At 70.1% G+C, this 13,006-nt stretch carries 14 protein-coding genes and 1 tRNA gene; 9 read left to right on the top strand and 6 right to left on the bottom strand.

The window, feature by feature from the left end; all coding sequences use genetic code 11:
- A complete protein-coding gene (locus AB0J87_RS10340; RefSeq protein WP_363963997.1) occupies positions 1-624 on the top strand; it encodes a DJ-1/PfpI family protein in 624 nt (207 codons plus the stop codon).
- 4 nt (positions 625-628) lie between these two features.
- On the opposite strand, the gene AB0J87_RS10345 is transcribed toward AB0J87_RS10340, so the two are convergent.
- Positions 629-862: a hypothetical protein gene (locus AB0J87_RS10345; protein ID WP_363963999.1), complete on the bottom strand. Its 234-nt coding sequence runs from the start codon at positions 860-862 to the stop codon at positions 629-631.
- 23 nt (positions 863-885) lie between these two features.
- A complete protein-coding gene (locus AB0J87_RS10350; RefSeq protein ID WP_363964001.1) occupies positions 886-1,533 on the bottom strand; it encodes a helix-turn-helix domain-containing protein in 648 nt (215 codons plus the stop codon).
- Between the two features lie 91 nt (positions 1,534-1,624).
- On the opposite strand from AB0J87_RS10350, the gene AB0J87_RS10355 reads away from it, so the two are divergent.
- Complete coding sequence (locus tag AB0J87_RS10355; protein WP_363964003.1) at positions 1,625-2,845, top strand: MFS transporter; 1,221 nt, start codon at positions 1,625-1,627, stop codon at positions 2,843-2,845.
- 56 nt (positions 2,846-2,901) lie between these two features.
- Complete coding sequence (locus tag AB0J87_RS10360; RefSeq protein WP_350726540.1) at positions 2,902-3,708, top strand: serine/threonine-protein kinase; 807 nt, start codon at positions 2,902-2,904, stop codon at positions 3,706-3,708.
- On the opposite strand, the gene AB0J87_RS10365 is transcribed toward AB0J87_RS10360, so the two are convergent.
- Positions 3,709-4,590, bottom strand: a complete 882-nt coding sequence (locus AB0J87_RS10365) for a hypothetical protein (RefSeq protein ID WP_363964005.1) — start codon at positions 4,588-4,590, stop codon at positions 3,709-3,711.
- Between the two features lie 518 nt (positions 4,591-5,108).
- Here AB0J87_RS10365 and AB0J87_RS10370 point away from each other — a divergent pair.
- The 3 genes from AB0J87_RS10370 to AB0J87_RS10380 all read left to right on the top strand — a co-directional run bounded on the left by AB0J87_RS10370 (position 5,109) and on the right by AB0J87_RS10380 (position 6,785).
- A tRNA-Pro gene (locus tag AB0J87_RS10370) sits at positions 5,109-5,185 on the top strand.
- A gap of 840 nt (positions 5,186-6,025) precedes the next feature.
- Complete coding sequence (locus AB0J87_RS10375; RefSeq protein WP_363964007.1) at positions 6,026-6,238, top strand: hypothetical protein; 213 nt, start codon at positions 6,026-6,028, stop codon at positions 6,236-6,238.
- Positions 6,239-6,287: 49 nt separating this feature from the next.
- Positions 6,288-6,785: a peptidase inhibitor family I36 protein gene (locus tag AB0J87_RS10380; protein ID WP_363964009.1), complete on the top strand. Its 498-nt coding sequence runs from the start codon at positions 6,288-6,290 to the stop codon at positions 6,783-6,785.
- A gap of 260 nt (positions 6,786-7,045) precedes the next feature.
- Here the strand turns inward: AB0J87_RS10380 and AB0J87_RS10385 are convergent, their stop codons facing one another.
- Both AB0J87_RS10385 and AB0J87_RS10390 read right to left on the bottom strand, forming a co-directional pair.
- Positions 7,046-7,735 carry a response regulator transcription factor gene (locus AB0J87_RS10385; RefSeq protein ID WP_363964011.1) on the bottom strand — a complete coding sequence of 230 codons (690 nt, stop codon included), beginning with the start codon at positions 7,733-7,735 and terminating at the stop codon, positions 7,046-7,048.
- Complete coding sequence (locus AB0J87_RS10390) at positions 7,732-8,931, bottom strand: sensor histidine kinase (protein ID WP_363964013.1); 1,200 nt, start codon at positions 8,929-8,931, stop codon at positions 7,732-7,734. Before AB0J87_RS10390 ends, AB0J87_RS10385 begins: the two co-directional genes overlap by 4 nt.
- Before the next feature lie 198 nt (positions 8,932-9,129).
- Between AB0J87_RS10390 and AB0J87_RS10395 the strand changes: the two genes are divergently transcribed.
- Positions 9,130-9,933 carry a hypothetical protein gene (locus AB0J87_RS10395; RefSeq protein WP_363964015.1) on the top strand — a complete coding sequence of 268 codons (804 nt, stop codon included), beginning with the start codon at positions 9,130-9,132 and terminating at the stop codon, positions 9,931-9,933.
- A gap of 196 nt (positions 9,934-10,129) precedes the next feature.
- On the opposite strand, the gene AB0J87_RS10400 is transcribed toward AB0J87_RS10395, so the two are convergent.
- Complete coding sequence (locus AB0J87_RS10400) at positions 10,130-10,981, bottom strand: DUF72 domain-containing protein (protein WP_363964017.1); 852 nt, start codon at positions 10,979-10,981, stop codon at positions 10,130-10,132.
- 70 nt (positions 10,982-11,051) lie between these two features.
- Here AB0J87_RS10400 and AB0J87_RS10405 point away from each other — a divergent pair, with 70 nt between their 5' ends.
- Positions 11,052-11,804, top strand: a complete 753-nt coding sequence (locus tag AB0J87_RS10405) for an endonuclease/exonuclease/phosphatase family protein (protein WP_363964019.1) — start codon at positions 11,052-11,054, stop codon at positions 11,802-11,804.
- Positions 11,805-11,877: 73 nt separating this feature from the next.
- The gene (locus tag AB0J87_RS10410) at positions 11,878-13,005 is read left to right on the top strand and encodes a mandelate racemase/muconate lactonizing enzyme family protein (protein ID WP_363965040.1); all 1,128 of its coding nucleotides are present in this window, start codon (positions 11,878-11,880) and stop codon (positions 13,003-13,005) included.
- Position 13,006: the final 1 nt, after the last annotated feature.

Below are 13,006 nucleotides of genomic sequence, written 5' to 3' on the forward strand. Positions count from 1 at the left end.
ATGCATGTGGCGATCCCGCTCTATCCCCGTTTCACCGCGCTCGACGCGGTCGGGCCGTACACGGTGCTGGCCTTCGCGCCCGGCTGGACGGTCACGTTCGTCGCGGCCGAGCCCGGGCCGGTCACCGACGACCAGGGCACGCTCACCCTCACCGCCACGGCCTCCTACGAGGACCTGCCCCACCCCGACGTGATCGTGGTCCCGGGCGGCCCGGGGACGTTCGACGTCATGTCCGACGAGGCGCTGCTGGGCTGGCTGCGGGAGGCCCACGAGCACAGCCAATGGACGACCTCGGTGTGCAGCGGCTCGTTCGTCCTGGCGGCCGCGGGGCTGCTGGAGGGGCTGACGGCGACCAGCCACTGGGCCCTGCTCGACATGCTGCCGCAGTACGGGGCCGAGCCGGTGAGCGAGCGCGTCGTCACCCAGGGCCGGATCGTGACCGCCGCGGGGGTGTCGGCGGGGATCGACATGGCGCTGACGCTGCTGGCCCAGGCCACCGACGAGACGACCGCGCAGTCGGTGCAACTCGTGATCGAGTACGACCCGCACCCGCCGTTCGACGCCGGGTCGCCCAGGACGGCGCCGGAGGGCCTGGCCGAGCTGGCGCTCAAGCTCATCGCCTGACCCGCTACGACTGCACGGCCAGCTTCACGGGCGCCACGCCGTGGGTCGCCCAGTGGACCGCGATCTTCCGCACCACGGCCCGGGAGAGGTACGTCTCCTCGCCGTCCTCGATCCACAGCCGTTCGCCGGCCTTGTCGAGGATCACGTGGCCGAGGACGAATCCCGTGCCCTCGGAGTACTGGTACCGGGCCTGGGCGGCGTCCTCGCCGACCTTCTCGATGAGAGCGTAGAGCGCCACGGCGGTCAGTGTACTGGTCCGCCTCAGGGCCGCCCTGGCTGTGGGCGGCCCTGAGGCGTGCCCTCCTCCGCCGGCCCCTGACCGGCTCCCACCGGCAGCACGTCGAAGTGGATGACCACGCGTCCCGTCGACGGATCGCGGGAGTCCGGCGACGCGATCTCCCTGCGGTCCGACAGCGCGCGATACCGCTCCAGCACCTCGAACACCTCGTCCCGCAGCGCCGCGCTCTCCTCCGGCGTGAGCCGCAGCGACCGCCGCCCGTAGCCGCTCGCGCGCACCCACTCCTCGGGCGCCCGCGCCTCCTCCTCGCGCCACCGGGCCAGCTCCGCGCCGCGCTGGCGCACCAGGTCGTCCAGCAGGAACTCCATCGCGCTGGCCGTCTCGGGGTCGGAGCCCGGCTCCCCGAAGGAGAACCCGCCGGGCGTGATGCGCCAGTACTTCTCCTTGCCGCGCCCCATCCCCGGCACGACCTCGATCATGCCGTGCCCGGCCAGCTCCCTCAGGTGGTAGCTCGTGGCGCCGGTGTTCTGCCCGAGCAGGGCGGCGAGCTTGGTGGCCGTGGAGGGGCCGTGCTCGTCCAGCAGCTCGTAGATCCGCAGCCGCAGCGGGTGGGCGAACGACTTCAGGGCGTTCGCGTCGAGCGTGCGGGCGGAGAAGCTCTTGCTCTGCATGCTATGCAAGCCTATCTTTGCAAAGAAAACTATGCACACTTTCCCTTACACACTATCGGAGTGAGCCGTGGGGCGTTCGTTCGGATTTCTCTTGTCCTCCACCGCGCTGTCGAACCTGGCCGACGGCGTGCTGAAGGTCGGGGCGCCGCTGCTGGCCGTGTCGATGACCCGTTCGCCCACGCTGGTGTCGCTGGCGGGGGCGGCCGCGACGGTGCCGTGGCTGCTCCTCGCGCTGCACGCCGGGGCCCTCGCCGACCGGCTCGACCGCCGCCGCATCATGGTCGTGGCCAACGTCGCCCGGGCCGCGATCCTCTCCCTCGCCGGGCTGGCGGCCCTGCTCGGCCTGCTCGACCTGTGGGTGCTGCTGGCGGCCGTCCTCCTGGCCGGGGTGGCCGAGGTCTTCGCCGACGTCTCGGCGCAGTCGATCCTGCCCATGACCGTGCCTCAAGGCCACCTGACCAGCGCGAACGGCCGCGTCTCCACCGCCCAGATGATCGGCAACGACTTCGTCGGGGCGCCGCTGGCGGGCCTGCTCGTCGTGACCCTCCCCGCCGTCGTCTTCGGCGCCCCGGCCCTCCTGTACGGCGCCGCGGGCCTGCTGTTGCTGGGTATGCGCGGCACGTACCGGATGGACGCCCGTCGCGCGCAGGGACGGCGGCCGCTGCGGCGGGACATCGGCGAGGCGCTGCGGTACCTGTGGTCCCACCGGGTGCTGCGGAGCCTGGCCATCACGGCCGGGCTGCTCAACCTCGCCAACGCCGCCTACTTCGCCGTCTTCGTGCTGTGGGCCGTCGGCGACGGGTCGCGGATCGGGCTGGAGCCGGGCGAATACGGCCTGATGACGACCGCGTTCGCCGTCGGGGCGCTCCCGGGGTCCCTGCTGTCGGGGTGGGTCGCGGGACGCTTCGGGGAGTTCCGCGCGCTCGTGGGATGCTGGCTGACGACCAGCCTCCTGCTCATCGTGCCGGTGGTCGTGCCCTCCCCGTGGACGCTCTACCCGACGGCCGTCCTGTGGGGCGTGGTGGGCGCGGCGGGCAACGTCCTGGTGATCTCGGCCCGGCAGCGGCTGATCCCGGCCGAATTGCTCGGAAGGGTCAATTCGGCATACCGCCTCGTCGGCATGGGTGGGATGCCGCTCGGGGCGGCACTGGGAGGCGTCGTGGCCGAGTTTGCGGGGCTTGGTGCCGTCCTCGTGGGCGCCACTGGAGTATGTTTGGGGGGCGTCGGACTGGTGTGGCGCGCGTTGTCTGATCGAATTTCTAGGCCGTTGACCAGCGCACCCGCACTTTCCGACATATCAGGATCACGTTAGGCACCCTACGGCCTGTGCTGAAGTGACATGATTATCCCCGAGCAAGAGGGGATGGTATGCGGGAGATCGGCGGACGGTACCTCCTGAACGAGGAGGCCGGTCGTGGGGGTATGGGTGTCGTCTGGCGTGCGTTCGATCAGCTCCTCCACCGTACGGTGGCGCTGAAGGAGCTGACCTTGGCCGGTGAGGCCGAGATGGTGCGCCGCCGGGTGCTGCGTGAGGCCAGGATGGCTGCCGGGCTGACGCACCCTAACATCGTTACGGTCCACGACCTGATCGAAGAGGGCGGCAAGCTCTGGATCGTGATGGAATACCTGGACGGGCTCTCGTTGCACCAGCTGCTCTCCCAGGTGGGCACCTTACCGGCCCAGTCGGTCGCCGCGATCGGGCAGCATCTGCTCGCCGCGCTACGGACCGCCCACCAGGCCGGAGTGCTGCATCGCGACGTGAAGCCCGCCAATGTGATGCTGACCGGCGACCGGGTGGTGCTGACCGACTTCGGCATAGCGACCGCCGAGGGCGACATCCGGATGACCAGGTCGCGGCGGTTGCGAGGCACTCCGGCGTTCATGGCGCCCGAGCGGCTGCACGGGGGGCCGGCCAGCAAGGAGGCCGACATGTGGTCCTTCGGCGCCACCCTCTACAGCGCCGTCGAGGGCCAGCCGCCCTACCCGGGCCAGGACGCGGCCACGGTGCTCGGCATGGCCCGCAGCGGCCCGTACCCACCGCCCCGGCGGGCCGGGGTGATGCGGCCGCTCATCGAGGGCCTGCTCCACCACGACCCGGTGCGCCGCTACACGCCGGACCAGACGGCGGGCCTGCTGGCCGGCATGCGCGCCAGCTCGTTCCAGGCCGCCATCTGATCAGATTCCCCTGCCGGGTTGCCTGCCCGGCAGGATCTCCATGCGGATGTCGTCGTTCTGCGGGAGGACGTACGTACGGCCCCCGCCGTCCCGCCAGTCCTTCTCGCTCACCGGCGGCACGAGATAGTAACGGTCGTCACGGACGAGCAGGAGCCGCATTCCCGTGTAGGAGTGCCGGTATTTCCCGGTCCTGTATTTCTGGTGCTCGACGCCTGTGGGGTTGATCGAGAGGTCGTCCTTCGACCAGATCACCACCTGGGTCCGCTCGGGCAGATCGCGCACGGCTTGCTCGGCCGTCCTCGTCCCCCGCCCGTTGGCGTACAGGGACGCGGCCCAGAGCAGTGAGAAGACGGCCATGGCCACGCTGAAGGCGAAGGCGATCCGGCTGGATTTCCGGGCCGGCGACGGCCAGGTCAGCAACAGCAGGCCGAGGGCCGACAGCGCGAGCAGCTGGTACGTACCCAGCTGCCACCATCGGTTGAGCACGGCGACGGCGCAGACGAGCCCGGCGAGCGCGAGCCCGCCTCCCACGACCCTGCGGTCCGCCACGACCGGCACCCGGCTCTTCAGCCGCGCCCCGGCCCCCCGCAGCCACTGCGGCACGAACCGGACCAGCAGGGCCCGGTGGGCGGCGACGGCGAGCGCCAGCGGGATCGCCACCATCCACGGCAGGAAACCGGTGTCGAAGAGGTTGACGCCGTAGATGGCGTACTCGTCGGCGCCGTACGCCAGGTCGGTGGCCCTCAGACTGAAATACTGAAGGTAACCCTCCAGGTAGGCCCATCCCATGTAGATGAGCACCGCCGCGCTGACGGTGATCAGCGCGGTGATCAGCCCGATCGCGTCGAGCGGACGCGACTCGCCCTGCCCGCTTTCCTGCACGGCTACCGAGCCTGCGAAGCGGCGGTGGTGGGCAGAGCCTCCGGCGACGGCTCCGGGGACGCCTCGGGAAGGGGCTGGGCCGTAGTCGTGGGCTGCGGGACCGTGATGGTGGGAGACGGGGTGCCGGGCGGCGCGATCGAGGGGCACGGCAACGGCGCTTCACCACTGCCGGTCGGGCATGGTCTGCGCCTGGACCGCGTCGGTTCGGGGGTGCGCACGCCTTTCTTCACTGACCGCGTCGGAGTCTTCGACTTCGACGCGACCGGCGTCCCCGACGCCGGCGCGTCCACCTGTCCGTCTCCGCACGCGCAGAGCGATCCCAGCAGGAACGCGGTGACGATGATCTCGGCCAGCGAGCTCCGCCAGGACATTCCGCCGGGCCCTCCTCGCGTGCGACGCCGTCACGGTGTTCATCACTGCGCGCGATGGAGGCGTTACGGCGTTACTGTCCATGATCCCGCACCTCGGATGTGCGCTAAGGTTGTGACGTTCCGCTCCGCAGGGGCGGCCGGCGCGACCGGGACGTAGCGCAGCTTGGTAGCGCACTTGACTGGGGGTCAAGGGGTCGCAGGTTCAAATCCTGTCGTCCCGACCAGATTCTCGCTGGTCGATGAGGGTGTCACTCGATAGGGTGGCACCCTTTCGCATGGGTGGGTGACCAACGGGGCGAAGAGGGTGTCCATCGCCGTAGCTCCTTGCAGGAGTACGGGGCGGATCTGCTTACGGTGGACGGCTTCGGTGACGGCCGTCCTGCTGTGGCCGACGAGCCGGGCGATGTGCCGGGGTGGGAGAGCAGCGAGACGGAGCTGTGGCGCGTCTCGTCTCGTCTCGTCTCGCGAGAAGTCCAGTGGCAGGCGGCATCCCCGCGTCCTTGATGATCTCCCGGGAAGGCGCGTCGGATGTTGTGGACGTCGAGCGGAGTGCCGACGAGCAAGGCGAAGACGAGCCCGTGACCCTGCCAATTCTCGCCCGCCGCCCTTCGCCGCGCCTCCTCCCGCCGGGCGAATTGAGTATGGGTTACTCAGGCGTGCAGATCGTTGCCGGCTTACCTTCACAGAGCAGGTAACGGAGGGAGTGGCCCGTGGCCACCAACGAGACGTACAGGGCAATCGCCGACGTCACGCGGGTGAAGATGCTCGCAGATACGAGGTCGAGTTCCTGGGCGGGCTGTCGGAGACGCAGAAGGCGGCGTTCGAGGGTGCGGCCGATCGCTGGGTGCAGATCATCCTGGGAGATCTGCCTGAGATGCGGATGCCCGGCCTCGCAGCGATCGACGACCTCAGGGTCATGGCGGGGGCATGCGCATCCACGGTCCCCAAGGGATACTCGGCGCCGCCGGGCCGCTGGTGATGCGCCCACGTCATCACCCACGAGATGGGGCACGCGCTGGGCTTCGGTGCCACCGGCTGGCGGCTGAATCTTCGACATCGAGCTGATGACGCCGAGCGTCGACGCCAACCGGCCGCTCAGCCGGCTGACCGTCGCTGCCCTGCAGGACCTCGGCTACCAGGTCGACCTCGAGGCCGCCGAGACGTTCCTGCTGCCCGAAACGCCGCCGAGCACGGCCAAGACGGTCTTCATCTGCGCGGTAGATCACCAGCCCACGCATCCGGGACAGGACCCCCGATGCACCGGCACCATCCGGTAACACGCCATGCCCTAACCGGGCCACAACCCCCCAAACCAGGAGAGTCTGCATGACAGGGAGAGAAAGTAGCAGCTCGCTGATACCCATAGTGGTCGCCGTTATCGGCCTGATCACGGCCCTCGTGACCTCACCGCTGTGGGGCGAACCGGTATGCCGGGCAGTCGGGGTCTGCCAGGACGGCGGTAGCCACTCCGCCTCGGCAGGCAACCCCAAGAGTAGCCACAACTCCTCCAAGCAATCATCCAAGCCGACCAACGGCGCGGCGGGGTGGAGCTGCCCCGGTGGACTGTTCTGCGGATGGGATGACGCTCAAGGTGAGGGCGCCATGATCGTTCAAAAGGACGCCACCTGCAGCATGTATGACATCGGGAGCGCCGGCTTGGGGGACCGGCTGACCTCGTATCAGAACCGGACCGGCAAGAGCGTCGCACTGTACAACTGGACGGGTACCGAATGGCAGCCACTCGTGAACGTGCCCGACGGTGCGAAGGGCGACATGCCACAGTCGGCGGACAACATGACTGACGCAGTGAAGATCTGCGCCTGACCGACCAGATCAGAGGGCGGTTCGCGAGTCGATGCCCGTGATGCCGTTGCGTGATCGGACGCGGCGGGGTTCGGGTGTGCTGGGGTGCCCGTCGTCGCAGCTCCTTGCAGGAGTACGGGGCGGATCTGCTCGCGGTGGACGGCGATGGGTCCCGCAGGAGGCGGGCATCCCTGCGGCCTTGACGATCTTCCGGAAGGCTCGGCGTACGTTGCGGGCCGGCCTGAACCCCGGCCCCGCCCAGCAATGACGACGACCAGGTCTCAGATGGTGATGAGCCCGCCTTCGTAGGCGGCGATGACGAGCTGGGCTCGGTCCCGGGCGTGCAGTTTGGCCAGGAGACGGCCGATGTGGGTTTTGACCGTGCCGACGGTGAGGTGGAGGTGCTCCGCGATCTCGGAGTTGGACATCCCCTTGCCGATGAGGGTGAGCACCTCGCGCTCGCGTTGGGTGATGTCGTTGAGGTCCCGCATGACCGGGGCGGAGTGCGGGCCTCGCAGGAAATCGGCGATGAGCCGGCGGGTCACGGTGGGCGCGAGCAGCGCTTCGCCGGAGGCGACGACCCGGATGGCGGCCAGGAGCTCGATCGCCGTCGCGCTCTTGACGAGGAATCCGCTGGCGCCGGCCCTGAGCGAGGCGTACACGTATTCGTCCAGGTCGAACGTGGTGAGGATCAGCACGCGGACGCCGGCGCTGTCCGGGTCGGCGCAGATGCGCCGGGTCGCCTCGATGCCGTCCATGTCGGGCATGCGCACGTCCATGAGGACGACGTCGGGTCGCCGCAGGCGGGCCAGGAGCACGGCTTCGGCGCCGGTGCCGGTCTCGCCCACGGTGGCCAGCCCCGGTGTGGTGTCGATGAGGAGTTTGAGGCTGTCGCGCACCAGGACCTGGTCCTCGGCCAGCAGGACCCGGACGGGCGGGGGCGGATCGTGCGCGGCGGCGTCGGTGGTCATGTGATGGTGCCGTTCGGGTCGTAGGGCAGGCGAGCGGTCACGTGAAAGCCTCCTTCGGGCCGGCGTCCCGCGCTGAACGTGCCTCCGTACATCTTGGCCCGTTCGCGCATGCCGATCAGGCCGTGTCCGCCGTGGCCCGCGCGCGGCGGCCGGCCGTGGCGGGGGCCGTCGTCGACGACCTCGATCATGGCTTCCCGTCCGTCGGTCTCCACGGTGACGGAGCAGCGGGTGGGCGCCGCGTGGGTGATGACGTTGGTCAGAGCCTGTTGCACGATGCGGTACACCGACATCGCGACCGCGGGAGGCAGCACGGCCTCTTCGCGGACGGTCAGATCCACCTCCACCCCGGCCGAGCGGGCATGGGCGGCCAGCTCGGGCAGGTCCGCCAGGCCGGGAACGGGCAGGTGGGTCTGGTGGGGATCGCCGTCGGAGCGCAGGAGGCCGAGCACCCGGTGGATCTCGGCGAGCGTGCTTCGGCTGGTCTGCTCGATGACGTCCAGCGCGGCGCGCACCTCGTGCGGGCGGGCGTCGGCGACATGGTTCGCGACGGTGGCCTTGACGGCGATCACGCTCATGCTGTGGCCGATGACGTCATGCAGCTCCCGGGCGATGCGCCTGCGTTCGTCGGCCACGGCCGCCTCGGCGAGGTGGCGGACGAGGCGAGCGGTCGTGTCCCGCTTCCAGCGGACGGCCGTCCCGATGGCCCATCCGGCCGTCAGCAGCACGCAGATCGCGCCGATCTCGACCGGCCAGTACGGCGGCAACTCGCTGGGCGCCGCCGCGGGTGGAAGGCCGGGGAGCACCTGCTCGTAGAAGATCAGGATGGCGGTCACCGAGCCGGCCACGCACACCGACAGGCCGCCCAACGACCACACGACCGAGGCGGTGGAGGCCACCAGGTACAGCACGAGCACGGTCGGCACGAACGACACCCAGATCGCGCCCGCCGCGACGGCACCGGCCACCGTCGCCAGCACTGCCGCGGCGCACGCGAGCCCCAGCATGGCCCGCGGCCGGCGCCGCCGGAACGCGACCGGAAAACTCATGACCGCCGCTACCGGCCAAGCCGACCAAGCGGGCCACCACGACGACGGGCCCGGCGGATCGACGATGGCATAGCCGACGGTCAGCGCCACGATGACCGCCACCACAGCGTCGGCAACGCCGTGCCCACCGAGCCGCCGAGCCCGAACCATGACCAGAAGTTATTGCCTTTCCCGATCAACCGGCATCTGCCCACGGTCGGACATCCGCATCGGTCTGGGGTCGTAGCACCGGCTCATGTATGCCGGCCAAGATGCCACCCGAGCCAGACGCGCCCGCACCCCACAGCCCATCACCATGCTGGTGCACCCGGCATACCGGGCCGAGAGCGACAAATCTGGGAGGAACCGATGAACGTCGATCTTCGGGAGCGAATCACACGATGGCGACAGGCCGCCGCGGACCGGCGCGCCGCCAACGCCGCGGCCAACCTGGACCGACAACCCCCGTTTCCCGGACGATGGGTGAGCGCCGTCTCGCTGATCGGCGGCCCCGCCCTCATCATGACCGGGACCGTCCTGCGCTCCCAGTTCTACTACTTCGTTCCTTACCAACTGGCCGCCTACGCCCAGCACCCCGCGCTCATCAGGGTCGCCTACACCTGCTTCGCCGCGGGGTTCGTCCTGCTGTGGCCGGCGGTCATGACGCTGGCGCAGAGGATCGCCGCCACCAGCCCGCTGTGGGGCCTGTGGGGCGGCTGCCTGGTGATCGTCGGCCTGTTCACCCGGACCTTCCAGTTCGGCACCGATCACCTGGCCTTCTACCTGACCGACAGCCTCGGCCTGCAAACGATGCTCAAGGGCATCGACGATTATTACCTGGCATGGCGGGACGCGATGTGGAATCCGTTCAGGGCCATATCCGGACCGGCCTTCTTCGGCTGGGTCGTGCTGGCCGTCGGCGCCTACCGCTCCGGCGCCCTGGGGCTGGGCCGCTCGGTCGCGCTCGGCCTGATGTCGGCGCTCGCGCTCGGGACGCTCAAAGGCACCGAACCGCAGTCCTTCATCGCCGTGGGCGGCCTCTGCGTCGCCTTCATCCCCCTGGGCATATCCCTGCTGCGCAGCGGTCCTCCGCCGACCAGACGCGCCATGTTCTGGATCGTCGTCCTCATCCTCGTGCACATCCTCATGACGGCCTACGGCCCAAGGGGATGAGGACCCCGACCCGGTGGCGAGCCCGGGAACCCGCCTCGCCGGCACATCCACCCGTACGCGGCTCCGCAGCCGGTCGGGGTGCCGCCGGGCCGATCTCCTGGAGGCGCAGCCGTTTCCCGCGGCCGATGTGGCAGCTGCGGGGGTCGATCCGTTCGACGTGCACGGTCATGGGTCTCGATCAAGCCCATGGTCGCGGTCAGAAAAGGGTCAGCGGGTCCGCGGGCTCGGGGTCGGGGAGCGGGGTCAGGGCGGGGAGGCGGGCGCGTACCGCCTCGTGGAAGTCGCGGGCCAGCTTCGGCGCGTCGGCGTTGTCCGGCGTGTGCACGAAGAACGTGGGGGAGCGGCCCTCGCGCAGCCAGTCCGTGACGACGTCCAGCCACGGCCGCCAGCCCTCGACGGTGCGGGCCTCGGCGTCCCGGCCCAGGTAGCGGACGATCGGGTGGCCGGTGAGGGCGCGCGTGCGGCGGGGCACGCGGGGCTTCTTGGTCCACGCGTCGCGCTCGGCGTCGCTGGTCGGCGGGCTCTGGAAGAGCGTCGTGGTGTCGAACGGGACCCACTCGGCGTCCGCGGCCGCCAGGACGCGCTCCAGGAGCCGTTCGGATCGCCGGTCCTCGAAGAAGGCGCGGTGGCGGACCTCGACGGCGTACCTGTGGGAGCGGGGGAGCCGGTGCAGGAAGGCCGCGAGGGTGCCGAGGTCGGTGGGGGAGAAGGAGCCGGGCAGCTGGATCCAGAGCGCGTGGGCTCGCGGGCCCAGCGGCTCGATCGCGTCCAGGAAGGCGTGGAGGTGCTCGTCGGCGCCGATCAGGCGGTGCTCGTGGGTGATGGGCTTGGGGAGCTTGACGACCATGCGGAAGTCGGGGGCGGTCTGGCCGGCCCACGACTCCACCGTGGCGCGCGTGGGGGTCGCGTAGAAGGTCGTGTTGCCTTCCACCGCGTCGCACCAGGTCGCGTACGAGCGCAGGCGCTCCCTGGGCGGGAGGTGGCCGGGGAGGAATCGACCTTGCCAGCGCGCATGAGTCCACATCGCGCATCCCACGTGAAGCCGCATGCTCTCGACGGTATCGGAGATCCGTTGAGACGCTGTCATGGTCATCGACGGGCGAAAGGAAGGGCAATCCATGCCTCGTGTCCGACTGCTTCTCGTGATCGTCCTCATCGCGGTGAGCGCCGTGGCCGCGCCCGCGGCGGCCGCGCAGGAGTTCCGCGTGCTGCAGCTCAACCTGTGCCACAGCGGCGTCAACACCTCCTGCTTCAACGGCGCCGCCACCCTCCAGGAGGCGAACGCCGTCATCGCCGCCAAGCAGCCCCACGTCGTCTCCCTCAACGAGATCTGCAGGAACGACCTGCCCCAGCTGGCCCCCGCCATGGGCAGCGGTTTCTCCACGTTCGCCCCGGCCCGCCGTCCCGATGGCACGCCCGTGCGCTGCACCAACGGGGACGAGTACGGCAACGGCCTGATCTTCCGCTCCCCGGTCACCGGGACCGTCTTCTCCGGCCAGTACGCCACCCAGGACAGCGGCAGCGAGAAGCGCGTCTACGTGTGCGCCGAGTTCGCGGACCTCGTCGGGTGCAGCACCCACCTGTCGACCACCGGGAGCGTCGCCATGGCCCAGTGCAAGGCGGCGATCGCCCTGCTGCGCGACCGGGCCGTCGCGGGCCGGCAGACGTTCCTGGCGGGTGACTTCAACCTCAAGTACGCCCCGCTGATCGGGCCCGATGTCCAGGACTGCAACGCCGCGCCCTTCTTCAGGAAGGGGGACGGCAGCGTGCAGCACGTCTTCGCGGCCAACCTGGGCTTCGTGCGGACGGAGGTGACCCGCATGACCTACACCGACCACCCCGCCCTGCTCGTCGTGCTGACGCGGCCCTGAGGCGATGTTGTCATACGAGTGATGGCTTCGTATGATGACTGACAACATCGCCGCCTACCCTCTTGGACCGCCCATGGCCGCCGACCGCATCCGCCACGTCTCGCTCTCCTCCGTCACCCTCCCGCTCGACGTCCCCATCAGCGACGCCAAGGTGCTCACCGGGCGGCAGAAGCCGATGACCGAGATCGCCTTCCTCTTCGCCGAGATCACGACCGAGGACGGTCACGAGGGCACCGGGTTCAGCTACTCCAAGAGGGCGGGCGGCCCCGCGCAGTACGCCCACGCCAAGGAGGTCGGGGCCAACCTGATCGGCCAGGACCCCTCCGACATCGGCAAGGTGTACGACACCCTGCTGTGGGCGGGCGCCTCGGTCGGCCGGTCCGGGGTGGCCACGCAGGCGCTGGCGGCGATCGACGTCGCGCTGTGGGACCTGAAGGCGAAGCGGGCGGGGCTGCCGCTGGCCAAGCTGCTGGGGTCCTATCGCGACTCGGTCCGGACGTACAACACCTCGGGCGGTTTCCTGCACGCGCCGGTCGAGGAGGTCAAGGCCCGCGCCACCCAGTCGCTCAAGGACGGCATCGGCGGGATCAAGATCAAGGTCGGGCAGCCCGACACCAAGGAGGACCTGCGGCGGCTGGCCGCGGTGCGCGAGCACATCGGCGACGACGTGCCGCTCATGGTGGACGCCAACCAGCAGTGGGACCGGCCGACGGCCCTGCGGTTCGGGCGGGCGGTGGAGGAGCTCGGGCTGGTCTGGATCGAGGAGCCGCTGGACGCCTACGACGCCGAGGGGCACGCGCAGCTGGCCGCCGCCCTCGACACGCCCATCGCCACCGGCGAGATGCTCTCCAGCGTCGCCGAGCACGTCCGCCTCATCGAGGCCCGCGCCGCCGACATCATCCAGCCGGACGCCCCGCGCGTCGGCGGCATCACGCCCTTCCTGCGCCTGGCCACCCTCGCCGACCACGCGGGGCTGCAGCTGGCGCCGCATTTCGCCATGGAGATCCACCTCCACCTGGCCGCCGCCTACCCGCGCGAGCCCTGGGTCGAGCACTTCGAATGGCTCAACCCGCTGTTCAACGAGCGGCTCGAGACCCGCGACGGCCGCATGATCGTTCCTGACCGGCCGGGGCTCGGGTTCACGCTCAGCGAGCAGTGCCGCAAGTGGACCGTGGACAGCGTCGAGTTCGGGAAGGCCTGAG

Source organism: Nonomuraea sp. NPDC049625 (genome assembly GCF_040675285.1).
GTDB lineage: Bacteria > Actinomycetota > Actinomycetes > Streptosporangiales > Streptosporangiaceae > Nonomuraea > Nonomuraea angiospora_A.

What these genes read in the sequence shown, in the direction of transcription:
- AB0J87_RS10360 (WP_350726540.1), top strand. Translation starts at nt 2,902, where the DNA reads ATGCGGGAGATCGGCGGACGGTACCTCCTGAACGAGGAGGCCGGTCGT.
- AB0J87_RS10385 (WP_363964011.1), bottom strand. Translation starts at nt 7,735, where the DNA reads ATGACCACCGACGCCGCCGCGCACGATCCGCCCCCGCCCGTCCGGGTC.
- AB0J87_RS10350 (WP_363964001.1), bottom strand. Translation starts at nt 1,533, where the DNA reads ATGCAGAGCAAGAGCTTCTCCGCCCGCACGCTCGACGCGAACGCCCTG.
- AB0J87_RS10410 (WP_363965040.1), top strand. Translation starts at nt 11,878, where the DNA reads ATGGCCGCCGACCGCATCCGCCACGTCTCGCTCTCCTCCGTCACCCTC.
- AB0J87_RS10380 (WP_363964009.1), top strand. Translation starts at nt 6,288, where the DNA reads ATGACAGGGAGAGAAAGTAGCAGCTCGCTGATACCCATAGTGGTCGCC.
- AB0J87_RS10375 (WP_363964007.1), top strand. Translation starts at nt 6,026, where the DNA reads ATGACGCCGAGCGTCGACGCCAACCGGCCGCTCAGCCGGCTGACCGTC.
- AB0J87_RS10390 (WP_363964013.1), bottom strand. Translation starts at nt 8,931, where the DNA reads ATGGTTCGGGCTCGGCGGCTCGGTGGGCACGGCGTTGCCGACGCTGTG.
- AB0J87_RS10395 (WP_363964015.1), top strand. Translation starts at nt 9,130, where the DNA reads ATGAACGTCGATCTTCGGGAGCGAATCACACGATGGCGACAGGCCGCC.
- AB0J87_RS10340 (WP_363963997.1), top strand. Translation starts at nt 1, where the DNA reads ATGCATGTGGCGATCCCGCTCTATCCCCGTTTCACCGCGCTCGACGCG.
- AB0J87_RS10405 (WP_363964019.1), top strand. Translation starts at nt 11,052, where the DNA reads ATGCCTCGTGTCCGACTGCTTCTCGTGATCGTCCTCATCGCGGTGAGC.
- AB0J87_RS10400 (WP_363964017.1), bottom strand. Translation starts at nt 10,981, where the DNA reads ATGCGGCTTCACGTGGGATGCGCGATGTGGACTCATGCGCGCTGGCAA.